The 17,497-nt window shown below is 61.6% G+C and carries 11 protein-coding genes and 2 tRNA genes; 8 read left to right on the plus strand and 5 right to left on the minus strand.

What is annotated here, in order from left to right; genetic code table 11:
* The first annotated feature begins 10 nt into the window (after positions 1 to 10).
* From KY495_RS09550 to KY495_RS09560, 3 genes are all read left to right on the plus strand, one after another.
* A complete protein-coding gene (locus tag KY495_RS09550) occupies positions 11 to 328 on the plus strand; it encodes a DUF4404 family protein (RefSeq protein ID WP_219883412.1) in 318 nt (105 codons plus the stop codon).
* 299 nt (positions 329 to 627) lie between these two features.
* Entirely contained in the window at positions 628 to 2,871 is a 2,244-nt protein-coding gene (locus KY495_RS09555; RefSeq protein WP_229518612.1) for a YgiQ family radical SAM protein, read from the plus strand.
* A 207-nt stretch (positions 2,872 to 3,078) separates the two neighbouring features.
* Positions 3,079 to 5,856 (plus strand): EAL domain-containing protein, encoded by a 2,778-nt coding sequence (locus tag KY495_RS09560; RefSeq protein ID WP_219883414.1) that lies wholly within the window; start codon positions 3,079 to 3,081, stop codon positions 5,854 to 5,856.
* Between the two features lie 201 nt (positions 5,857 to 6,057).
* On the opposite strand, the gene KY495_RS09565 is transcribed toward KY495_RS09560, so the two are convergent.
* The 3 genes from KY495_RS09565 to KY495_RS09575 form a co-directional block, all read right to left on the minus strand.
* Positions 6,058 to 6,134: transfer RNA gene (locus KY495_RS09565), tRNA-Asp, on the minus strand.
* Between the two features lie 44 nt (positions 6,135 to 6,178).
* Positions 6,179 to 6,254, minus strand: a tRNA-Val gene (locus KY495_RS09570).
* Between the two features lie 141 nt (positions 6,255 to 6,395).
* On the minus strand, positions 6,396 to 8,516 hold the full coding sequence (locus tag KY495_RS09575; RefSeq protein WP_219883415.1) for a S9 family peptidase: 2,121 nt from the start codon (positions 8,514 to 8,516) through the stop codon (positions 6,396 to 6,398).
* Between the two features lie 431 nt (positions 8,517 to 8,947).
* On the opposite strand from KY495_RS09575, the gene KY495_RS09580 reads away from it, so the two are divergent.
* Complete coding sequence (locus tag KY495_RS09580; protein ID WP_229518555.1) at positions 8,948 to 10,771, plus strand: S8 family peptidase; 1,824 nt, start codon at positions 8,948 to 8,950, stop codon at positions 10,769 to 10,771.
* Between the two features lie 93 nt (positions 10,772 to 10,864).
* On the opposite strand, the gene KY495_RS09585 is transcribed toward KY495_RS09580, so the two are convergent.
* Positions 10,865 to 11,791, minus strand: coding sequence for a lipase secretion chaperone (locus tag KY495_RS09585; RefSeq protein WP_219883416.1), 927 nt, complete (start codon positions 11,789 to 11,791; stop codon positions 10,865 to 10,867).
* Positions 11,792 to 11,801: 10 nt separating this feature from the next.
* Positions 11,802 to 12,710, minus strand: coding sequence for a triacylglycerol lipase (locus KY495_RS09590; RefSeq protein WP_219883417.1), 909 nt, complete (start codon positions 12,708 to 12,710; stop codon positions 11,802 to 11,804).
* Positions 12,711 to 13,001: 291 nt separating this feature from the next.
* On the opposite strand from KY495_RS09590, the gene KY495_RS09595 reads away from it, so the two are divergent.
* The 4 genes from KY495_RS09595 (at position 13,002) to KY495_RS09610 (ending at position 17,294) form a co-directional block, all read left to right on the plus strand.
* The gene (locus KY495_RS09595) at positions 13,002 to 13,703 is read left to right on the plus strand and encodes a TetR/AcrR family transcriptional regulator (protein ID WP_229518556.1); all 702 of its coding nucleotides are present in this window, start codon (positions 13,002 to 13,004) and stop codon (positions 13,701 to 13,703) included.
* 68 nt (positions 13,704 to 13,771) lie between these two features.
* Positions 13,772 to 14,935: a DNA polymerase IV gene (gene dinB / locus KY495_RS09600; RefSeq protein WP_267876171.1), complete on the plus strand. Its 1,164-nt coding sequence runs from the start codon at positions 13,772 to 13,774 to the stop codon at positions 14,933 to 14,935.
* A 153-nt stretch (positions 14,936 to 15,088) separates the two neighbouring features.
* Complete coding sequence (locus tag KY495_RS09605) at positions 15,089 to 15,985, plus strand: recombination-associated protein RdgC (protein WP_219883418.1); 897 nt, start codon at positions 15,089 to 15,091, stop codon at positions 15,983 to 15,985.
* Between the two features lie 193 nt (positions 15,986 to 16,178).
* Entirely contained in the window at positions 16,179 to 17,294 is a 1,116-nt protein-coding gene (locus tag KY495_RS09610) for a PEP-CTERM sorting domain-containing protein (protein ID WP_219883419.1), read from the plus strand.
* Positions 17,295 to 17,497: the final 203 nt, after the last annotated feature.

Genomic DNA, 17,497 nt, shown 5'->3' on the forward strand with positions numbered 1-17,497 from the left:
CGAGGACGACATGTTGAATGACACCACGGCGAACCTGAAGTCCCATCTGAAAGAATTGCACGCCAACCTGTCCCAGACGGGGACGGTCGATGCCGAGCTGCAGGAATTGCTGCGCCAGCTCGATGGCGACATCCAGCAACTGCTGGAACGGCCCATCAGCCGCCAGCCCGACGACGTGCTGCTGGCCGATGCGTCCGGCACCACGCTGGCGCCGCAGGACCTGTCGGAGCGCACCCAGGAAATTGCAGCCCGCTTCGCAGTAGAGCATCCGCGCCTGGAACCGGCGCTGCGGGAACTGTCGCGCATGCTGGCCAACATCGGGATCTGAGGCGTTACTTGCTGTTGCCAAGCAAATAACGGCTGGCGGCTGCGCCGGGAGCGGGCAGAGGCCTGCGCACCAGTGCGCCGGTGTGGATGGCTTGACGCGCTGCCTGTTTTATTGGCACAAACGTCACAAGTTATTGATAGTTAAGACGTTTTTTGGTGGCGTTGCAACGGCAAAACCGGCCCCCGGCGGTTGGCAGGCAGGCTTTTCCGGTACAATACCGCCCAATGAACTCCCCAACAAATCTCTTCGCGACCGTCCCCAAACGGTCCAGCCGCGCGCCTGCCGCGCCTTTCCTGCCCATGTCCCGCGCCGAAATGGATGCCTTGGGCTGGGATCAGTGCGACGTCATCCTGGTGACGGGCGACGCCTACATCGACCATCCAAGCTTTGGCATGGCCCTGGTCGGCCGCCTGCTGGAAGCGCAGGGATTCCGGGTTGGTATCATCAGCCAGCCGGACTGGATGTCGGCCGAGCCCTTCCGCGCGCTGGGCAAGCCGCGCCTGTATTTTGGCGTGACGGCCGGGAACATGGATTCCATGGTCAACCGCTACACGGCTGACCGCAAGATCCGGTCCGACGACGCCTACACGCCTAATGGCGAACCCAACAAGCGGCCGGACCGCACCGTGACCGTGTACGCCCAGCGCGCGCGCGAAGCGTTCCCGGACGTGCCGGTCATCATCGGCAGCATCGAAGCGTCGCTGCGCCGCATTGCCCATTACGATTACTGGTCCGACAAGGTGCGCCGCTCGGTGCTGCCTGATTCCAAGGCCGACATGCTGCTGTTTGGTAATGCCGAACGCGCGCTGGTCGACCTGACCCACCGCCTCGACGCCGGCGAAAACATTCGCGATATCCGCAACCTGCGCGGCACCGCCTTCATGGTGGCGCCGGGCTGGCTGCCGGGCGAGGACTGGTCGGTGGCCAACTCCACCCGCGTCGATACCCCGGGCAAGGTGGACGCTCACCCCGATCCCTACGCCATGGCGCAGGAAGACAAGACGGCCTGCGCGACCGATAATGCCGCGCAGGCGCCTGAAGTCGTCAAGCCGATCCGCATCATGTCGCGCGAAGAGCGCCAGGCCCTGGCCAAGGAAAAGCACGACAAGACCGTGGTGCGCCTGCCGTCGTTCGACGTGGTCAAGGACGACCCGGTCATGTACGCCCACGCTTCGCGCGTGTTCCACCTGGAGTCAAATCCCGGCAATGCCCGCGCCATGGTGCAGGCGCACGGCGAGCGCGACGTTTGGCTCAACCCGCCGCCTTTGCCTTTGGCCATGGACGAGATGGATGGCGTGTACGACATGAATTACGCGCGCGCCCCGCATCCAAGCTATGGCAAGGCGCGCATTCCCGCGTGGGAAATGATCCGCTTCTCGGTCAACATCATGCGTGGCTGCTTTGGCGGCTGCACCTTTTGTTCCATCACGGAGCATGAAGGGCGCATCATCCAGAGCCGATCGGAGCCATCAATCCTGCGTGAGATCGAGCATATCCGCGACAAGACCAAGGGCTTTACCGGCACCATTTCCGACATGGGCGGTCCCACGGCCAATATGTACCGCCTGGCCTGCAAGGACAAGAAGATCGAGGAATCATGCCGCCGCCTGTCGTGCGTCTACCCGACCATCTGCGTCAATTTGGGTACCGACCACAGCAAGCTGATTTCGCTGTACCGCAAGGCGCGCGCGATCCCGGGCGTCAAGAAGGTGCTGATCAGCTCGGGCCTGCGCTACGACCTGGCCGTACGTTCGCCGGAATACGTCAAGGAACTGGTGACCCACCACGTGGGTGGCCTGCTCAAGATCGCGCCCGAGCATACCGAAGAAGGCACGCTGTCCAAGATGATGAAGCCGGGCATCGGCGCCTATGACGAGTTCAAGGAAATGTTCGACCGTTTCTCTCTGGAAGCGGGCAAGAAGCAATACCTGATCCCTTACTTCATTGCGGCCCACCCGGGCACGACTGACGAGGACATGCTCAACCTGGCCCTGTGGCTCAAGAAGAACAACTTCAAGCTGGACCAGGTGCAAACCTTCATGCCCACGCCCATGGCCATGGCAACGACCATGTACCACTCGCGCAAGAATCCACTCAAGAAAGTTACGGCCGATTCGGAAATCGTGGAAACAGCGCGCAGCGGCAAGGTGCGCCGTTCGCACAAGGCCTTCCTGCGCTACCAGGACCCGGCCAACTGGCCGATCCTGCGCGAGACCCTGGTCAAGATGGGCCGTGGCGACCTGATCGGTAATGGCGACCGGCACCTGGTGCCGGCCTGGCAGGCGTCGGAAGATGGCGGCCTGGCTGCAGGCGAGCGCAAGCGCCAGACGGCAGGACCGGGCACGCTCGACAAGTTCGCTGCTGTGCCCCGGCGCAAGACCGAGCGCGCCGCCGCGCCCACGCCATTCATCGCGCCGGAATCGAAGGTGCGACCATCGATCCTGGCCACCATCAAGACGCGCCCCAAGGCGTCGGCCCCAGGGCCGCAAGCGGCATCATCCGCGCGCGCAGGGGCAGCCAAAGCCCGCCCGGGCCGCAAGTAATTTCTGGCCGCCGTCCGCGGCCGGAACGTCGAGGGGAAGGCCGGCGCAAGCTGCCTTCCCCTTTGCATTTCTGTCCAATTTCGCTTTTGGCAAGCCGTTGTAGCCTTGCACAGCTGCACGGTATTTCTGACTGTTTGCTGACGAACGAACGTACAATCGAACAAATACGTTGCCGTAGCGCACCGCTTTTTCTTTCTTAAGCATTCAATGATGGCTATGGACATTTGCCGGCGCTGGTTCCTTGCGCCGCATGCTGCTGTGCTGGCGCTGCTGATGTGCTCGTGCCTGCCTGCGCACGCGTTGGACAAAGTCCGCTTGCAGCTCAAGCATACGCACCAGTTCCAGTTTGCCGGCTACTACGCGGCGCTGGAAAAAGGGTATTACCGCGACGCCGGACTCGATGTGCAGATCGCCGAAGGCCGCAGCGGCAATGAACCGGAGCGGCGCGTGATCGACGGCAGCGCCGACTATGGCGTGGGCAGCAGCAGCCTGCTGCTGGCGCGCGCAGCCGGCAAGCCGGTAGTGGTATTGGGTGTGATCCTCCAGCATTCCCCTTACACTCTGCTGGTGCGCAAGAGCGGCGCGCAGTCGAGCATCCAGGATATCGTTGGCAAGCGCGTCATGATTGGCTCGCTCACCGATGAACTGACCCAGGCCGACGAACTGATGGCCTACCTGAAAAAGGAGGGCATTGCGGTCAACAGCCTGGTGCGGGTGGAGCACACTTACAAGGTGAGTGACTTCATCGAGGGCAAGGTCGATGCCATGTCTGCCTACGTAACCAACGAACCCGATTACCTGGAGCGCGAAGGCTTCCAGTACGACACCTACAGCCCACGCGCGGCAGGCATCGATTTTTACGGCGACAACCTGTTTACCAGTGAACGCGAGATCGCCAACCATCCGCAGCGGGTCAAGGCCTTCCGCGCCGCCAGTATGAAGGGCTGGGCCTATGCCATGGCCCACCAGGAGGAAATTGCCGACCTCATTCTGGCGCGCTACACGCGCAGGCACGATCGCCAGCACCTGCTGTTCGAGGCGCGCCAGATGGAAGCGCTGGTGCAGCCGGTGTTGGTCGAAATCGGCTACATGAATCCGAACCGCTGGCGCCACATCGCCAGCGTCTATGCCGATCTGGGCATGCTCCCGCGCGACCTTTCCTTTGACGGCTTCCTGTACGATGCCTCGCCCCATGCCGAGCGCAAGGTATGGCTCAATCGCCTGCTGGTGGGCGTGGCCGTGGCGCTGCTGGGCGGCGCCGGCGTGCACCTTACCCTGCTGGCGCGCGAACGCCAGCGCGCCCAGACAGCCATTCGCAAGGGGGAGCTGCGCTTTCGCACCATGTTTGAAGAAGCGCCCATGGGCCTGGCCCTGATCGACGCGGCCAGTGGCCGTTTCACCGACATCAATCCGCGCTACGCCGAGATCACGGGCCGTTCGCTGGCCGACATCAAGGACAGCGACCTGACGGGCGGCGCGGGCGAGCTGGCGCGCATGGCGCAGATGGTGATGGGGGAGAGCCCGGGCCGCAAGTCGTCGCGGCGCCTGGTGCGGCCGGACGGCTCGGTGGTGTGGGTGGACATGTCGGTGGCGCGCATCGATTCGGAGTCCGGCGCCGGCGCCCACCACCTGTGCATGATTGAAGACGTCACTGACAAGAAGAAGTCGGAAGCCGTGATCTGGCAGCAGGCCAATTTCGACACGCTGACCCAGCTGCCGAACCGCCGCATGTTCCTTGACCGCCTGGAGCACGACATCGTCAAGAGCCGCCGCGACGGGCAGCGCATCGCCATCCTGTTCATCGACCTGGATCACTTCAAGGAAGTCAATGACACGCTGGGCCACCAGCGCGGCGACGTGCTGCTGATCGATGCGGCGCGCCGCCTGCGTTCCTGCGTGCGCGAGTCCGACACCGTGGCACGCCTGGGCGGCGATGAATTCACCGTCATTCTCTCCAATCTGACCGAAGTGAGTTCGGTCGATGCCATCGCGCAGAAGATCCTTGGCGTGCTGCAGGCACCCTACGACCTTGGCGACGAGCAGGCCTTCGTGTCGGCTTCGATCGGCATCACGCTGTATCCGGACGACGCGCACGATGTGGGCGACCTGCTCAAGCACGCAGACCAGGCCATGTACGCCGCCAAGGGGGCGGGACGCAATCGTTTCAGCTACTTCACCCCTGCGCTGCAAACGGAGGCGCTCAATCGAATGCGCCTGACCAACGACCTGCGCACGGCCATCAAGGGCGACCAGTTCCGCGTCTACTTCCAGCCGATCGTGCATCTCGAAAGCGGCCGGATCCACAAGGCCGAAGCGCTGATCCGCTGGCAGCATCCACAGCGCGGACTGGTCAGTCCGCTCGAGTTCATTCCGCTGGCCGAATCGAGCGGCCTTATCATCGATATCGGCGAATGGGTGTTCAAGGAATCGGCGCGCTGGACGCGCCGCTGGCGCGACGAGATCGACCCGCGCTTCCAGGTCAGCGTCAACCAGTCACCGCTCGAATTCGCGCGCGAGGGCAAGGGCTACGAAGACTGGTTTGCGCACCTGGCCGAGATCGGACTCGATGGCCGGGCGGTGGTGGTGGAAATTACGGAGGGCCTGCTGCTGGACGCTTCCACTGGCGTGACCGACAAGCTGCTGGCGCTGCGCGACGGTGGCATCCAGGTGGCGCTGGACGACTTCGGCACTGGCTACTCTTCGCTGTCGTATCTGAAAAAATTCGATATTGACTATCTCAAGATCGACCGCTCGTTCACGCGCAACCTGGCGCCTGATTCAAGCGACATGGCCCTGTCCGAGGCAATCATCGTCATGGCCCACAAACTGGGACTGCGCGTGATTGCAGAAGGGGTGGAAACGCAGGAACAGTGCGAATTGCTGCGCCAGGCAGGGTGCGACTATGGCCAGGGCTATTTGTTTGCGCGCCCCATGCCGGGCGAGGAATTTGACGCGCTGCTGCGGGCGCAGCGCCAGCCGGCCTGAATTCATCGCCAGATCCAGAAAGTCCGGCTGGAGCAAGCTGGAATGGAAAAAGGGCCCGACGAATCGGGCCCTTTTTCTTGTAGCTGGCGGAGCGGACGGGACTCGCCTACATGCTGCAGGCCGCGGAATCCCTTGCAAGGGATTCCCTTCGAGTCCCAAACCGTGTTTCCCGCAGGGGAAACACTCCTTGCTACTAATAGTTGGCGGAGCGGACGGGACTCGAACCCGCGACCCCCGACGTGACAGGCCGGTATTCTAACCAACTGAACTACCGCTCCGTATTACTCTGATCGGTAAAGCAGCTCATGATGCGTCTCTGATTTGGTGGGCGCTGAGAGGCTCGAACTCCCGACCTAAGCCTTGTAAGGGCTCCGCTCTACCAACTGAGCTAAGCGCCCGCACACTTCATTTGAGACATCATCAGACGTTTGTCACCACGTCTTAAGAGGCCCGAATCATATCTCATATTCTCCGGGCCGCGCAAGGCTTTTCAAGAAAAAAATCTGAAATTGCGCGAAAAGCGGTGGCCGGGGGCGGCCTTACTCCTTGATGCCCCACTGGGACAGCATCCACGCCATGTTGAAAGCGCCTTCGCGGATCGCGTCATAACGTCCCGATGCGCCCCCGTGGCCAGCGCCCATGTTCGTCTTGAGCAGCAGCGGATTGCTGTCGGTCTTGTGCGCGCGCAGCTTGGCGACATATTTGGCCGGCTCCCAATACATTACCTGGCTGTCGTTCAGGCCCGTGGTGACAAGCATGGCGGGATAAGCCTTGCGCTCGATATTGTCGTAGGGCGAATAGCTGCGCATGTAGTCGTAGGCAGCTTTCTCGTTCGGGTTGCCCCACTCGAGGTATTCGCCGGTCGTCAGGGGCAGCGACGCATCCATCATGGTGTTCATTACGTCCATGAAGGGAACGGCGGCATGCACGGCGCGAAACAGGTCTGGACGCATGTTGACGACAGCGCCCATCAGCAGGCCGCCGGCGCTGCCACCCTGGATGATCAGGCGATCAGGGCTGGTCCACTTCTGCTGGACCAGATAGTCGGCACTGTCAATGAAATCGTTGAAGGTGTTCTTCTTTTTCATCAGCATGCCGTCGTCGTGCCACCGCTCACCAAGGTCATTGCCGCCCCGGATATGGGCCTGCGCATAGATCACGCCGCGCTCAAGGAGGCTGATGCGGCTGACCGCAAACGATGCCTCGGTCGGGATGCCGTACGATCCATACGAGTAAAGCAGCAGCGGCGCACTGCCATCGAACTTGACCCCTTTCTTGTAGACAGCCCACAGCGGCACCTTAACGCCGTCGCGCGCGGTAGCCCACAGCCGTCGGGTTTCGTAGCGCGATCCGTCATAGCCACCTACAATCTCCTCGCGTTTGAGCACAGTGCGCTCGCCGCTGCCCATGTCGATGTCAAGTACCGTGGACGGTGTCACCGGCGACTGATATGAAACGCGGAAGCGGCGGGATGAAAACTCCGGCGTGCCACCGGCGCGCAAGGTATAGACCGGATCGTCGAACTTGACGGTCTTCCACGACCGCTTGCCAAAGTCGTAGACGCGCATGCGCGATAGGGCGTTGCTTTTCTCGGTCGCTACCAGGTAGCGATCGAACAGGGCGATGTCATTGACCAGCACCGACTCGTCGTGCTTGATCACGTCCTTCCAGTTTTTCTGCACCGGATTGGCCAAAGGCGCCCTGACGACCCGGAAATTCTTGGCGTTCTTGTTGGTGCGAATGAACAGTTCTCCGTCACGGTGGTCGACAAAATAGCGATGACCGCTTTCACGACCCAGGACCGGCTTGAAGGGCGCCAGGGGCGTGGCCGTGGACAGTATGCGTACTTCGGTGGTGTCTGTGGCGCCGCTGGTCAGCACCACGAACTTGCGATCGCGTGTGTCAGCAACACGCAAGGAAAACTGCTCCACTTTTTCGTTGAACAGTTCGACAGGGGCTCCGCCGAGCGCCAGGCGCAGCAGGCGGTCGGATCGCTTGGTGGTGGCGTCTTCCTGCACGATGAACAGGGTGCTGTTATCGCCAGCCCACGCCAGCGAGGTGACGCGTTCCACAGTGTCATCCAGCACCTTGCCGGTCCCGAGGTCCTTTACCTGGAGTTTGTACTGACGAAAGCCTGTGGTGTCGGTGATGTAGGCCAGCTTGCTACCGTCGGGGCTTACCGAGAAGGCGCCAATCGAAAAGAATTTCAAGCCTTCCGCCAGTTTGTTCTGGTCCAGCAGGATTTCCTCAGGCGCCCCGGCATCGTAGTCCTGGCCCTTGGCGCGCCGGCGCGCGTTCACCGGATACTGTTTGCCAGCTTCAAAGCGCGTGTAGTAGAACCAGCCGCCACGCCGGGTAGGTACCGACAGGTCCACTTCCTGCATCCGGCCCTTGATTTCGGCATACAGTCTGTCGGCAAGGGGCTTGATCGGCGCTGTGACCGCATCCGTGTGGGCATTTTCGGCATGCAAGTGGGCGATCACGGCCGGATCGTCTTTCTTGTGCAGCCAGCGGTAGTCGTCGGTCACTACTTCACCGTGGCGGGTCTCCTGCCATGCCACCTTGGCGGCGACGGGGGGATTGAGCGGCGCGGATGCCGCAAGGGCGGCCGGGCCGACCAAGGCAACAGCCAAGGTCAGCAGAATCGGGGTTGAACGCATGGGGGCTCCATCGAGAATGATCCGCCATTTTAGGCGTTGACGTACTAAAACAATATGAAATTTTGATGCATACATATCAACGCCAATGGCCTAACTACGCAACGGTACGGGTGTTTTTCCAAGAGGTATTTAAACGCAGCAACAGAAGATGTAAGTCTAGAATGTACAAGCAATAGCAAAAATATTTTCCTGTTGGGCCGAATTGCCGAATTTCCTCCGATAATCACGAAATGTCACGCAAAGTTGTGGTTAAACAACCGAATCCAATTGGAAATTTCCCCGCTGCTTCAATTTTTTCCTCTATCTTTTTACTCGTGCTTACAAAAGCACGGTTCGGCACCCTCGATGGCGCCGGATTACATCGGGCAGGACGCTGGTGACACGCCGGGGCCTTGCCACCATAAAACTAAAATCGGAAATAGAGGAACGACATGAAGCAAATGCATTCGATCTACCCTACGCTGTTGAACGTCGCTGTGGCAGCAGTGATCGCCGGTCCCATGGCAGCAGTGGCGGCGGGAAAACCGGTACAAGCACCTCTTGGGCAAACGGAAACCGTGATCGGCCAGACCGATCGCATGATTGTTAAATATAAAGACGCCATGCCAGCCGGCAAAGGCTTCAACAAACTGCAGGGCATGAGCCAGACCCGCATGGCCACGCTCGACCGGGCTGGCCGCCAGTTCGGCGTCGCCATGCGTCCGATGCACAGCATTGCCAACGGCGCCAGTGTCGTTCACCTCGGCAAGCGCATGTCGGTCGAGCAGGTCGCCAACCTGGCGCGCTCGCTCAAGGCCAGCGATCCAAGCATCGAATATGCAGAGCCAGACCGCATCATGGTCGCCAAGTTCACGCCTAACGATACGCGTTATGCCGAACAGTGGCAGTATTTTGAAAACGCCGGCGGCCTGCGCGCCAACCTGGCATGGGATGTCGTGACCGGCACCGGCGTCAACGTGGCCGTGATCGACACCGGCTACCGCCCACACGCCGACATGTCCGGCCAGTTCGTGCAGGGCTATGACTTCATCGCCGACAGCGCCATCGCAGCCGACGGCAATGGCCGCGACAGCGACGCCAGCGATCCGGGCGACTCCACCGTGTATGGCCAGTGCGGCAGCGGCTCGCCGGCATCGAATTCAAGCTGGCACGGCACTCACGTGGCAGGCTCGATCGCCGCCAAGACCAACAACGGTACCGGCGTGGCCGGCGTGGCCTTCAATGCGAAGATCGTTCCAGTGCGCGTGCTGGGCAAGTGCGGTGGCTACACCTCCGACATTGCCGACGCCATCATCTGGTCGTCGGGCGGCACCGTCAGCGGCGTGCCTGCCAATGCCAATCCTGCCCGTGTGATCAACATGTCGCTCGGCGGCGGCGGTGCCTGCGACACCACCACCCAGAACGCCATCAATAGTGCCCGTTCGCGCGGCTCGGTGGTGATCGTGGCAGCCGGTAACGAGAACACCAACGCCAGCGGCTCCAATCCAGCCAACTGCGCCGGCGTGGTCACGGTAGCGGCAACCAACCGTTCGGGCGGCCGTGCCTACTACTCCAACTACGGTACCGTGGTTGACGTGGCAGCACCAGGGGGCGACGTGCGTACCTCCGGCGGCGGCATCCTGTCGACCTTGAACAGCGGTGCTACCGTTCCCGGTGCCGACAGCTATGCGTACTACCAGGGCACCTCGATGGCGGCACCTCACGTGGCCGGCGTGGCCGCACTGATGCTGTCGAAGACGCCGGGACTGACGCCTGACCAGATCGAGAGCACGCTCAAGTCCACCGCGCGCGCCTTCCCTGCCACCTGCAGCGGTTGCGGCACCGGCATTGTGGATGCCTCGCGCGCCATTGGCGGCGGCACCACCCCGCCACCTCCGCCGCCACCAACGGGCAGCAACGAAGTCGAGTCGAACAACACCACCGGCAGCGCCAACTCGGTTACCGTCAGCGGCACCGTCATGAACGGTAACATGGGCAGCACCACCGACACAGACTACTTCGTGATGCAGCTCCCGGCCGGCAAGACGCTGACCGCAACGCTGACCATGGGTTCGTCGACGGCTGACTATGATCTGTTCGTCTACAACAGCAACGGCAGCCAGATCGGCCTGAGCGAAAACCCGGCCGGCCAGGTTGATTCGGTCAGTGTCACCAACACCGGCAGCTCGACCTTCAACCGCTATGTGCGCGTCAAGTTCTACAGCGGCGGCACCGGTGCCACCAACGGCAAGTACACGCTCAAACTGAGCTGGTAATTGCGCGGCCGGGATGATCCGGCAGGCAGCAAACAATGAAGGGACGGGTGGTTCGCCACCCGTCCCTTTTTTTATCGCCGCGCCTGCGCCGCCTTAGCGCGGGTCTTCATAGGCGCCAAGGCGGCGCTGCTCGTCTTGCGTGAAGTACTGGTTGCGCAGCTGCTGGAGCTGGCTTTCCGAGCCCGGCGGCAGCGCCGCGCGCTGCGCAAGGTAGGTAGCGATGCGCGCCTTCCACGCCGCTTCCTCCTGGTCGAGCTGCGCCAGGCGCGCTGCGCCTTCCGGCGAGAACGCGGCCGCGCGCAGGCGATAGACATCGTCATCGGTCGCGCCCTGCGCGCGCATGGCTGCCACCTTTTCCTCGGTCCGGATCACGCGCACCGGCGCCTCGCGCGCTTCGCGCATGGCTGGCGACAGCTTCCTGTCCAGCAGCGCCAGCTGTTCACTTCTTTGCGCCATGCTCAGCTTTGCATCCTGGCTGATTTCCAGCCGGGCCAGCGCGTCGCGGTCATAGGCGTCCGAAAAGCCGAACAGGCCGGCGCTTTCGCTGGGCGAAAAGAAGCGGGCACGGATGCCCTGGGTCGCGGCCAGGCGCGCGCGCGCCGCCTTGAGCAGGTCGGTCTCGGGCGGCAGTTGCAGCTCCAGTCCGACCAGGGCGCGCTTGTAGTCGAGGTAGCGGCCCAGCAGCAGCTTGGCCTCTGCCGCAGCGCCAGGTTTCAGGCGCCGGTCCAGTTCACGCTCGATCTCGGCGCGGATGGCGCCCAGGTCCTTTTCACCGAGGCCGGCCAGGTAGTAGTCGAACAGGTGGCCCAGCTCGGCGTCCACCACCAGCGCGCCATCACTGGCCTGCTTGATGTCGCCGTCGGGCACCGTGCCTTCCATCGAGCGTACGAAGGCAAAGGCATCGGTGGCCGGTGGCGCCGCGGTGGGCACCGTCGGTTCATTGCGGGTAAACGATATAAACAGAAAGCCGGCGGCGAGCGTACCCGCCCCCAGCTTCATGAAAGTGGAGGGGGCGGTCATGTGCGCTCCCTTACAGGCCCAGGCCCTGCAGGCGGTTGGCCTGCTGGCGGAATACCGAGACCGGGCTGGTCTCGAACAGGTTGACGATGCCGATCAGCTGGTTGACTTCATCGGCGTGGTTCATGCCATAGTCGTCGCGGATCACGCGCCCGAGCCGGCTCTTGCAGCTGGAAACGAGACCGTCGTTCTTTTCACCAAAGGCGGCGCCGGTCAGCAGGAAAATCGGATCGAGTGCGTCCAGCGCATTGGTCCAGGTCTTGCCGCCGCTCCAGGAAAAATAATGCACGCCTCGCACGACGTACGCGCCTTCGCCGCAGGCGGTGGTGGGCACGCCAGCCGGGTGGCGCGCATTGAAGGCGGCCGTGCCGGCGGTCGACAGCGACTGCAGCGCCGCGCGGCCGTTTTGCGGCAAGCCCGAGCCGCCCGACATGAAGCTGATGAAGGAGCCCACCGCGTTGGCCAGGGTGTTTGAGACATTCGGCACCAGGCCCAGCACGATGTCGGCCACTTTGGAGCCCTTGTTGACACCGGCCACCGTGCTGACCGAGGCCACCAGGTCCGGCCGCACCGAGGCGACGTAGCGGCTGGTGGGCCCGCCATGGCTGTGGCCGATCAGGTTGACCTTGCCGGCGCCGGTGGCGGCGATGATCTGGCGCACCTGGGTGAGCAATTGTTCGCCCCGCACTTCGGTGCTGTTGGCAGCCGATATGCTGGTGGTGTACACGCGCGCGCCGCCGCTGCGCAGGGCAGCCGGCACGCCGTAGAAATATTCGACCGGCCCGATATTATCGAAGCCGAACAGGCCATGCACGAGTACGATGGGATAGCGGGTCTGGGTATAGCCCAGCGCCCAGGAAGCAGGAGCGAGCATTGAGGCGATGACAAAAACGGACAGGCACTTCCAAAAGCGATTCTTCATATTATCTCCATTGATTTATTGTGTGTGAAGTCGACTACTGGAACTGAAGTTGCGCAGTTCAAGCTGCGCATTCCTTCGTGTTACCGAGCTCACCAGGACTGTCCGCTCTTGCAAGCTTGGGGATGGTGTTAAATTAGAGCGAGCGCTCGGTTTTTTGAATTTAGCACTACCTTGCAAGGAAAGCATGACGCGGTGCAATAAGATGGGCTGTTCTTTGCCTGCGTGAATTTTTGTGTGGTTTTAAAGAGATATAATCATTCTCGAAACCAATTCACCCTCACGGCGGGCATCATGAACACAGCTGGGACCCGGCATTTTGACTTTGAACAGTTCCAGCGCATGACGCCGCTCAATGGCGACACCATCTGGGAATACCTGGTCGAGCGCCACGGCGAGCGCATCGGCGTCAAGCGCCGCAAGCCGGCCCTGGAAAACATGGAAAAGATCTTTGGCGCGACTTTCAGGCTCGCCAACGAGGTGGGTTTCCGTGCCATGAGCTTGCGCGATTTATGCCGGGAAACCGGCCTGTCCATGGGCGGGCTGTATGGCTACATCGAAAGCAAGGACCAGCTGGCGGAAATGATCGAAGACGTGGTGCGCCACACCACCTACGAACTGCCGCGCATGTTCGCCCATGTGGAGCCACCCCTGCAGCGGCTCGAATCGCTCATCCGCGGCACCATCTACCTGTCCGAAATCCTCCAGCCCTGGTTTTATTTCGTGTACATGGATTCGCGCGTGCTCAACTTCGAGCAGCGGGGTATGGCCAAGACTTCGGAATTGTCGATCCAGGCCTATATCACCGGCATCCTGGACGGGCTGGAACCGAAGCTGCAGGGTGACACCACGCTGGTGGCGGCCCATATCGTGGCCCTGTTCCAGGACTGGTATGTCAAGCGCTGGAAGTACCGCGCCGCGCGCGTTCATGTGGATGACTTTGCCGACAGCGTGCTGCAGCTGCTGCGCAGCCACCTCAAGCCCGCGCCCGCCTGAGCAGCCACCCCTTGCAACATTTCCCTGAGTAGTGAATACTGTATGCAATTACAGTATATTGCTCCCCTGTGAACACCCCAGCCATTCCGACCAAGCCGCGCCGCATCGCTCACCTGGACATGGACGCGTTTTTCGCGTCGGTCGAGCTGCTCAAGTATCCGGAACTGCGCGGCCAGCCCGTGGTGGTGGGCGGGGGGCGCGATCACCACCCGGTGGTGCAGCCCGATGGTACGCGCCGCTTTTCGCGCCTGTCCGGCTATGTGGGACGGGGCGTGGCCACCACCTCCACGTACGAAGCGCGGGCGCTCGGCATCTTTTCCGCCATGGGGCTGATGAAGGCGGCCAAACTGGGACCCGACTGCATCCTGCTGCCCACCGATTTTGAAGCCTACCGCCATTTTTCCGCGCGCTTCAAGCAGGCCGTGGCCAGCATTGCACCGGTGATCGAGAATGTGGGCATCGACGAGATCTATATCGACCTGACCGAGTTCGACGATGCCGAAGCGACCGCCCGCGCCATCAAGGAAGCGGTGACGGCGGCGACCGGCCTGTCGTGTTCCATCGGCCTGGCGCCCAACAAGCTGCTGGCGAAAATCTGCTCCGACCTGGAAAAGCCCAACGGCCTGACCATTCTCGATCCGCACGACATAGAAACGCGGGTGTGGGCGCTGCCGGTGCACAAGATCAATGGCGTGGGGCCGAAATCGCGCGAAAAGCTCAACAGCATCGGCATCGTCACCATCGGTGACCTGGCGCGCGCCGACACGGGCCTGCTGCTGGAGCATTTTGGCAACGTCTACACGGCATGGCTGGTGCGGGTGGCGCAGGGCCAGGATGAACGGCCCGTGCGCGAACGCGCGGAAACCAAGTCGGTGAGCCGCGAAGTGACGTTTGAGCGCGACATGCAGGTGGTGGCCGACCGGCCCGTGCTGTCGGCCAAGATCGAAGCGCTGTGCGGGAAGGTGGCGGACGACTTGCGCAAGCATGAACTGGCCGGCAAGACCGTGGGCATCAAGCTCAAGTTTGCCGACTTCACCACCGTCACGCGCGACATCACCCTGCCCAGCACCACGGCCGACCCCGGCACCATCCTCAAGGCGGCGCGCGAATGCCTCAAGCGGGTGCCGTTTGAAAAGCGCATCCGCCTGCTCGGCGTGCGCATGTCCACCCTGTCGTCACAGGCCGAGGCCAGGACGCCGGCCAGCCCGCAGGCGGAGCTGTTTCCTCTCTAGCGCGGGTCAATATTGCTTGAAAATCATGGCCTTAGGCGGGTGTGCCGGGGTCACAAAGTCCACGCATTCCCGCAACAGCCCGGCCTTGCCGGCAGCGCCAGCGTGTAAAATACCGTTCCCCAAGAATGACTGACTGAAACAAGGCAAACGCACATGTGGTTCAAGAATCTTCAGATTTATCGCCTGCCCGCCCCCTGGGCATTCACCCCTGAGCAACTGGAAGCGGCGCTGGCGCCACAGAGTTTTGTGCCGGCGACCAGCAACGAGCTGCTGCGCCAGGGCTGGGATTCGCCACGCAATAATGGCCAGCTGGTTCACGTGGTCAACAAGCAGATGCTGATTTTGCTGGGCACCGAAAAGAAGCTGCTGCCAAGTTCGGTCATCAACCAGGTGGCCAAGGCCAAGGCGGCCGAGCTGGAGGAAGCCCAGGGTTTCGCGCCAGGTAAGAAGGCCATGAAGGAATTGAAGGAGCGGGTGGCTGACGAACTGCTGCCGCGCGCCTTCAGTATTCGCAGCAACATCTGGACCTGGATCGACCCGGTCAACGGCTGGCTGGTGGTCGATGCGGCCAGCCCCGCCAAGGCTGATGACGTCATCAAGCTGCTGCTCAAGGCGGTGGACCGCATGCCGCTGGAGAGCCTGCGCGTGCAGCGCTCGCCGGTGGCGGTCATGACGGCCTGGCTGGAAACGGACGAGGCGCCGGTCGGCTTCACGGTGGACCAGGACACGGAACTGCGCGCCACGGGCGAGAGCAAGGCTGCCGTGCGCTATGTGAAGCACGCGCTGGAAGCGGACGACATTCGCCGTCATATCGCGGCCGGCAAGCAGTGCACGCGCCTGGCGATGACGTGGAATGACAAGATTTCCTTCGTGCTGACCGAATCGTTGGCCATCAAGGGCATCAAGCCGCTCGACATGATCAAGGAAAACGAGTCGAGCACCCGCAATGACGAGGAGCGCTTTGATAACGACATGATGCTGATGACGGGCGAGCTGGCCAAGATGATGGCCGACGTGGTGGAGGCGCTGGGCGGGGAAGCCACAAGCTGACCACTAATATTGCAACTGCCAAAAAACCGGCTCTGTTCGCGCAGCGCCGGTTTTTTTCACTTTAAGAAATTATTATTCTGTACATTTCTCGAAGAAAAAATGTATCATTGCGGACTTGCTTAATTCTCAATAGAAATCCTCGGAATCGGCGGGCGACCCTGGTCCACGAGAATATCCACACTGAAAGTCCTCCATGTCGTTTTCTTTGCGCCTTTCGCTCGCGCTGTTCGTAGGTCTGCTGGCGCTGCCTGCCCATGCAGGCAAGTACACCATGAGCCAATTTCAAGTGCCACTCTCGGGTGGGGCATCCGCCCTCAGTTCGGCAGGTCATGTCGCTGTCAATTACGTCACGCCAAACCTTTATATCGCTTCCTATCTTCGGCACGCGGATGGCACGATTGATCCACTAATGGCCCCGGAGGGACTTCGTACGCATGTGTTAGACGTCAATTCGTCGGGGGTCGCAGTTGGTGTGCAAAGCCAGTTTAACCGAACTGAACGCAAAGCCATTGTGTGGCGTGAAGGCGTTCCGTTCCTGCTCCCGCCATTGGCTGGCGAGCGCGAAATTGCAGTTGCAATCAACGACGCCGGCGTCATTGCAGGGACAGCAGCGGTCGGCAGACATCAACATGCAGTCATTTGGGATGCTAACGGCGTGCATGACCTCGGCAATGGCGGGGGGGACGGTGTATCGGTAAGTGACATAAACAGCAAATCGCAGTTGGCAGGATCGGTTCAATTTGATGATCGGGATGGGACACGCTCAATTGGCGCCGTGTGGACGGATGGCGTGTTTCAACAGGTGGGCACCCTTGGCGGATCGACGAGCAGTCTTTCCGCGATCAATGACCGTGGCTGGGCCGTCGGGCAGTCTTTCTTGGCGGGCGACCAAATCTCCCAGGCCATGCTGTGGGATGGCGCCACCTTGCACAACCTCGGTTCGCCAGACGGTTGGCTGAGCGCGGCCACCGATATTGGCAACGACGGAATTGTGTATGGCTATCACTACAAATTTGATGGCGGCTTCGAGTCGCGCGCAGCGATCTGGTTGGGGGGGAAGAGCTATGATCTGCACTCCTTGATCACCAATCCGGCTGATCTGGGTGAATTCACGATGACCGAGATGCTGGGCGTGGATGCAAGCGGGCGCATCTACGGGTACTTGGATATTCTTTCCAACGGCGGCGGTAGCTATCGTGATCGCATGTTTGTCCTGACGCCGTTTTCCGAAAGTGAAGTACCGGAGCCAATGCCGCTCCTGCTGGTACTTTTGGGCATGGGTCTGATGGCGCACCGCCGCTATCGTTAAGTCTTGCGCCTGCGGGCGCCCACTCGATATCGAAAACCGGTGACCGTCAAGGGCGCCGGTTTTTTTGTGTCGCCTCTACAGTGGCTGAGACACTCCGGCACTGCGGTTCTTGGTGACGTTATCCCATGTGAAGACCTGCCCGTTACTAGCCACATACACCCTTGCCGGCAGGGTTTGGGCAGCGTCGTTACGAAACCAGGTTT

It is taken from the genome of Massilia sp. PAMC28688 (assembly GCF_019443445.1).
Classification (GTDB): domain Bacteria; phylum Pseudomonadota; class Gammaproteobacteria; order Burkholderiales; family Burkholderiaceae_D; genus Telluria_A.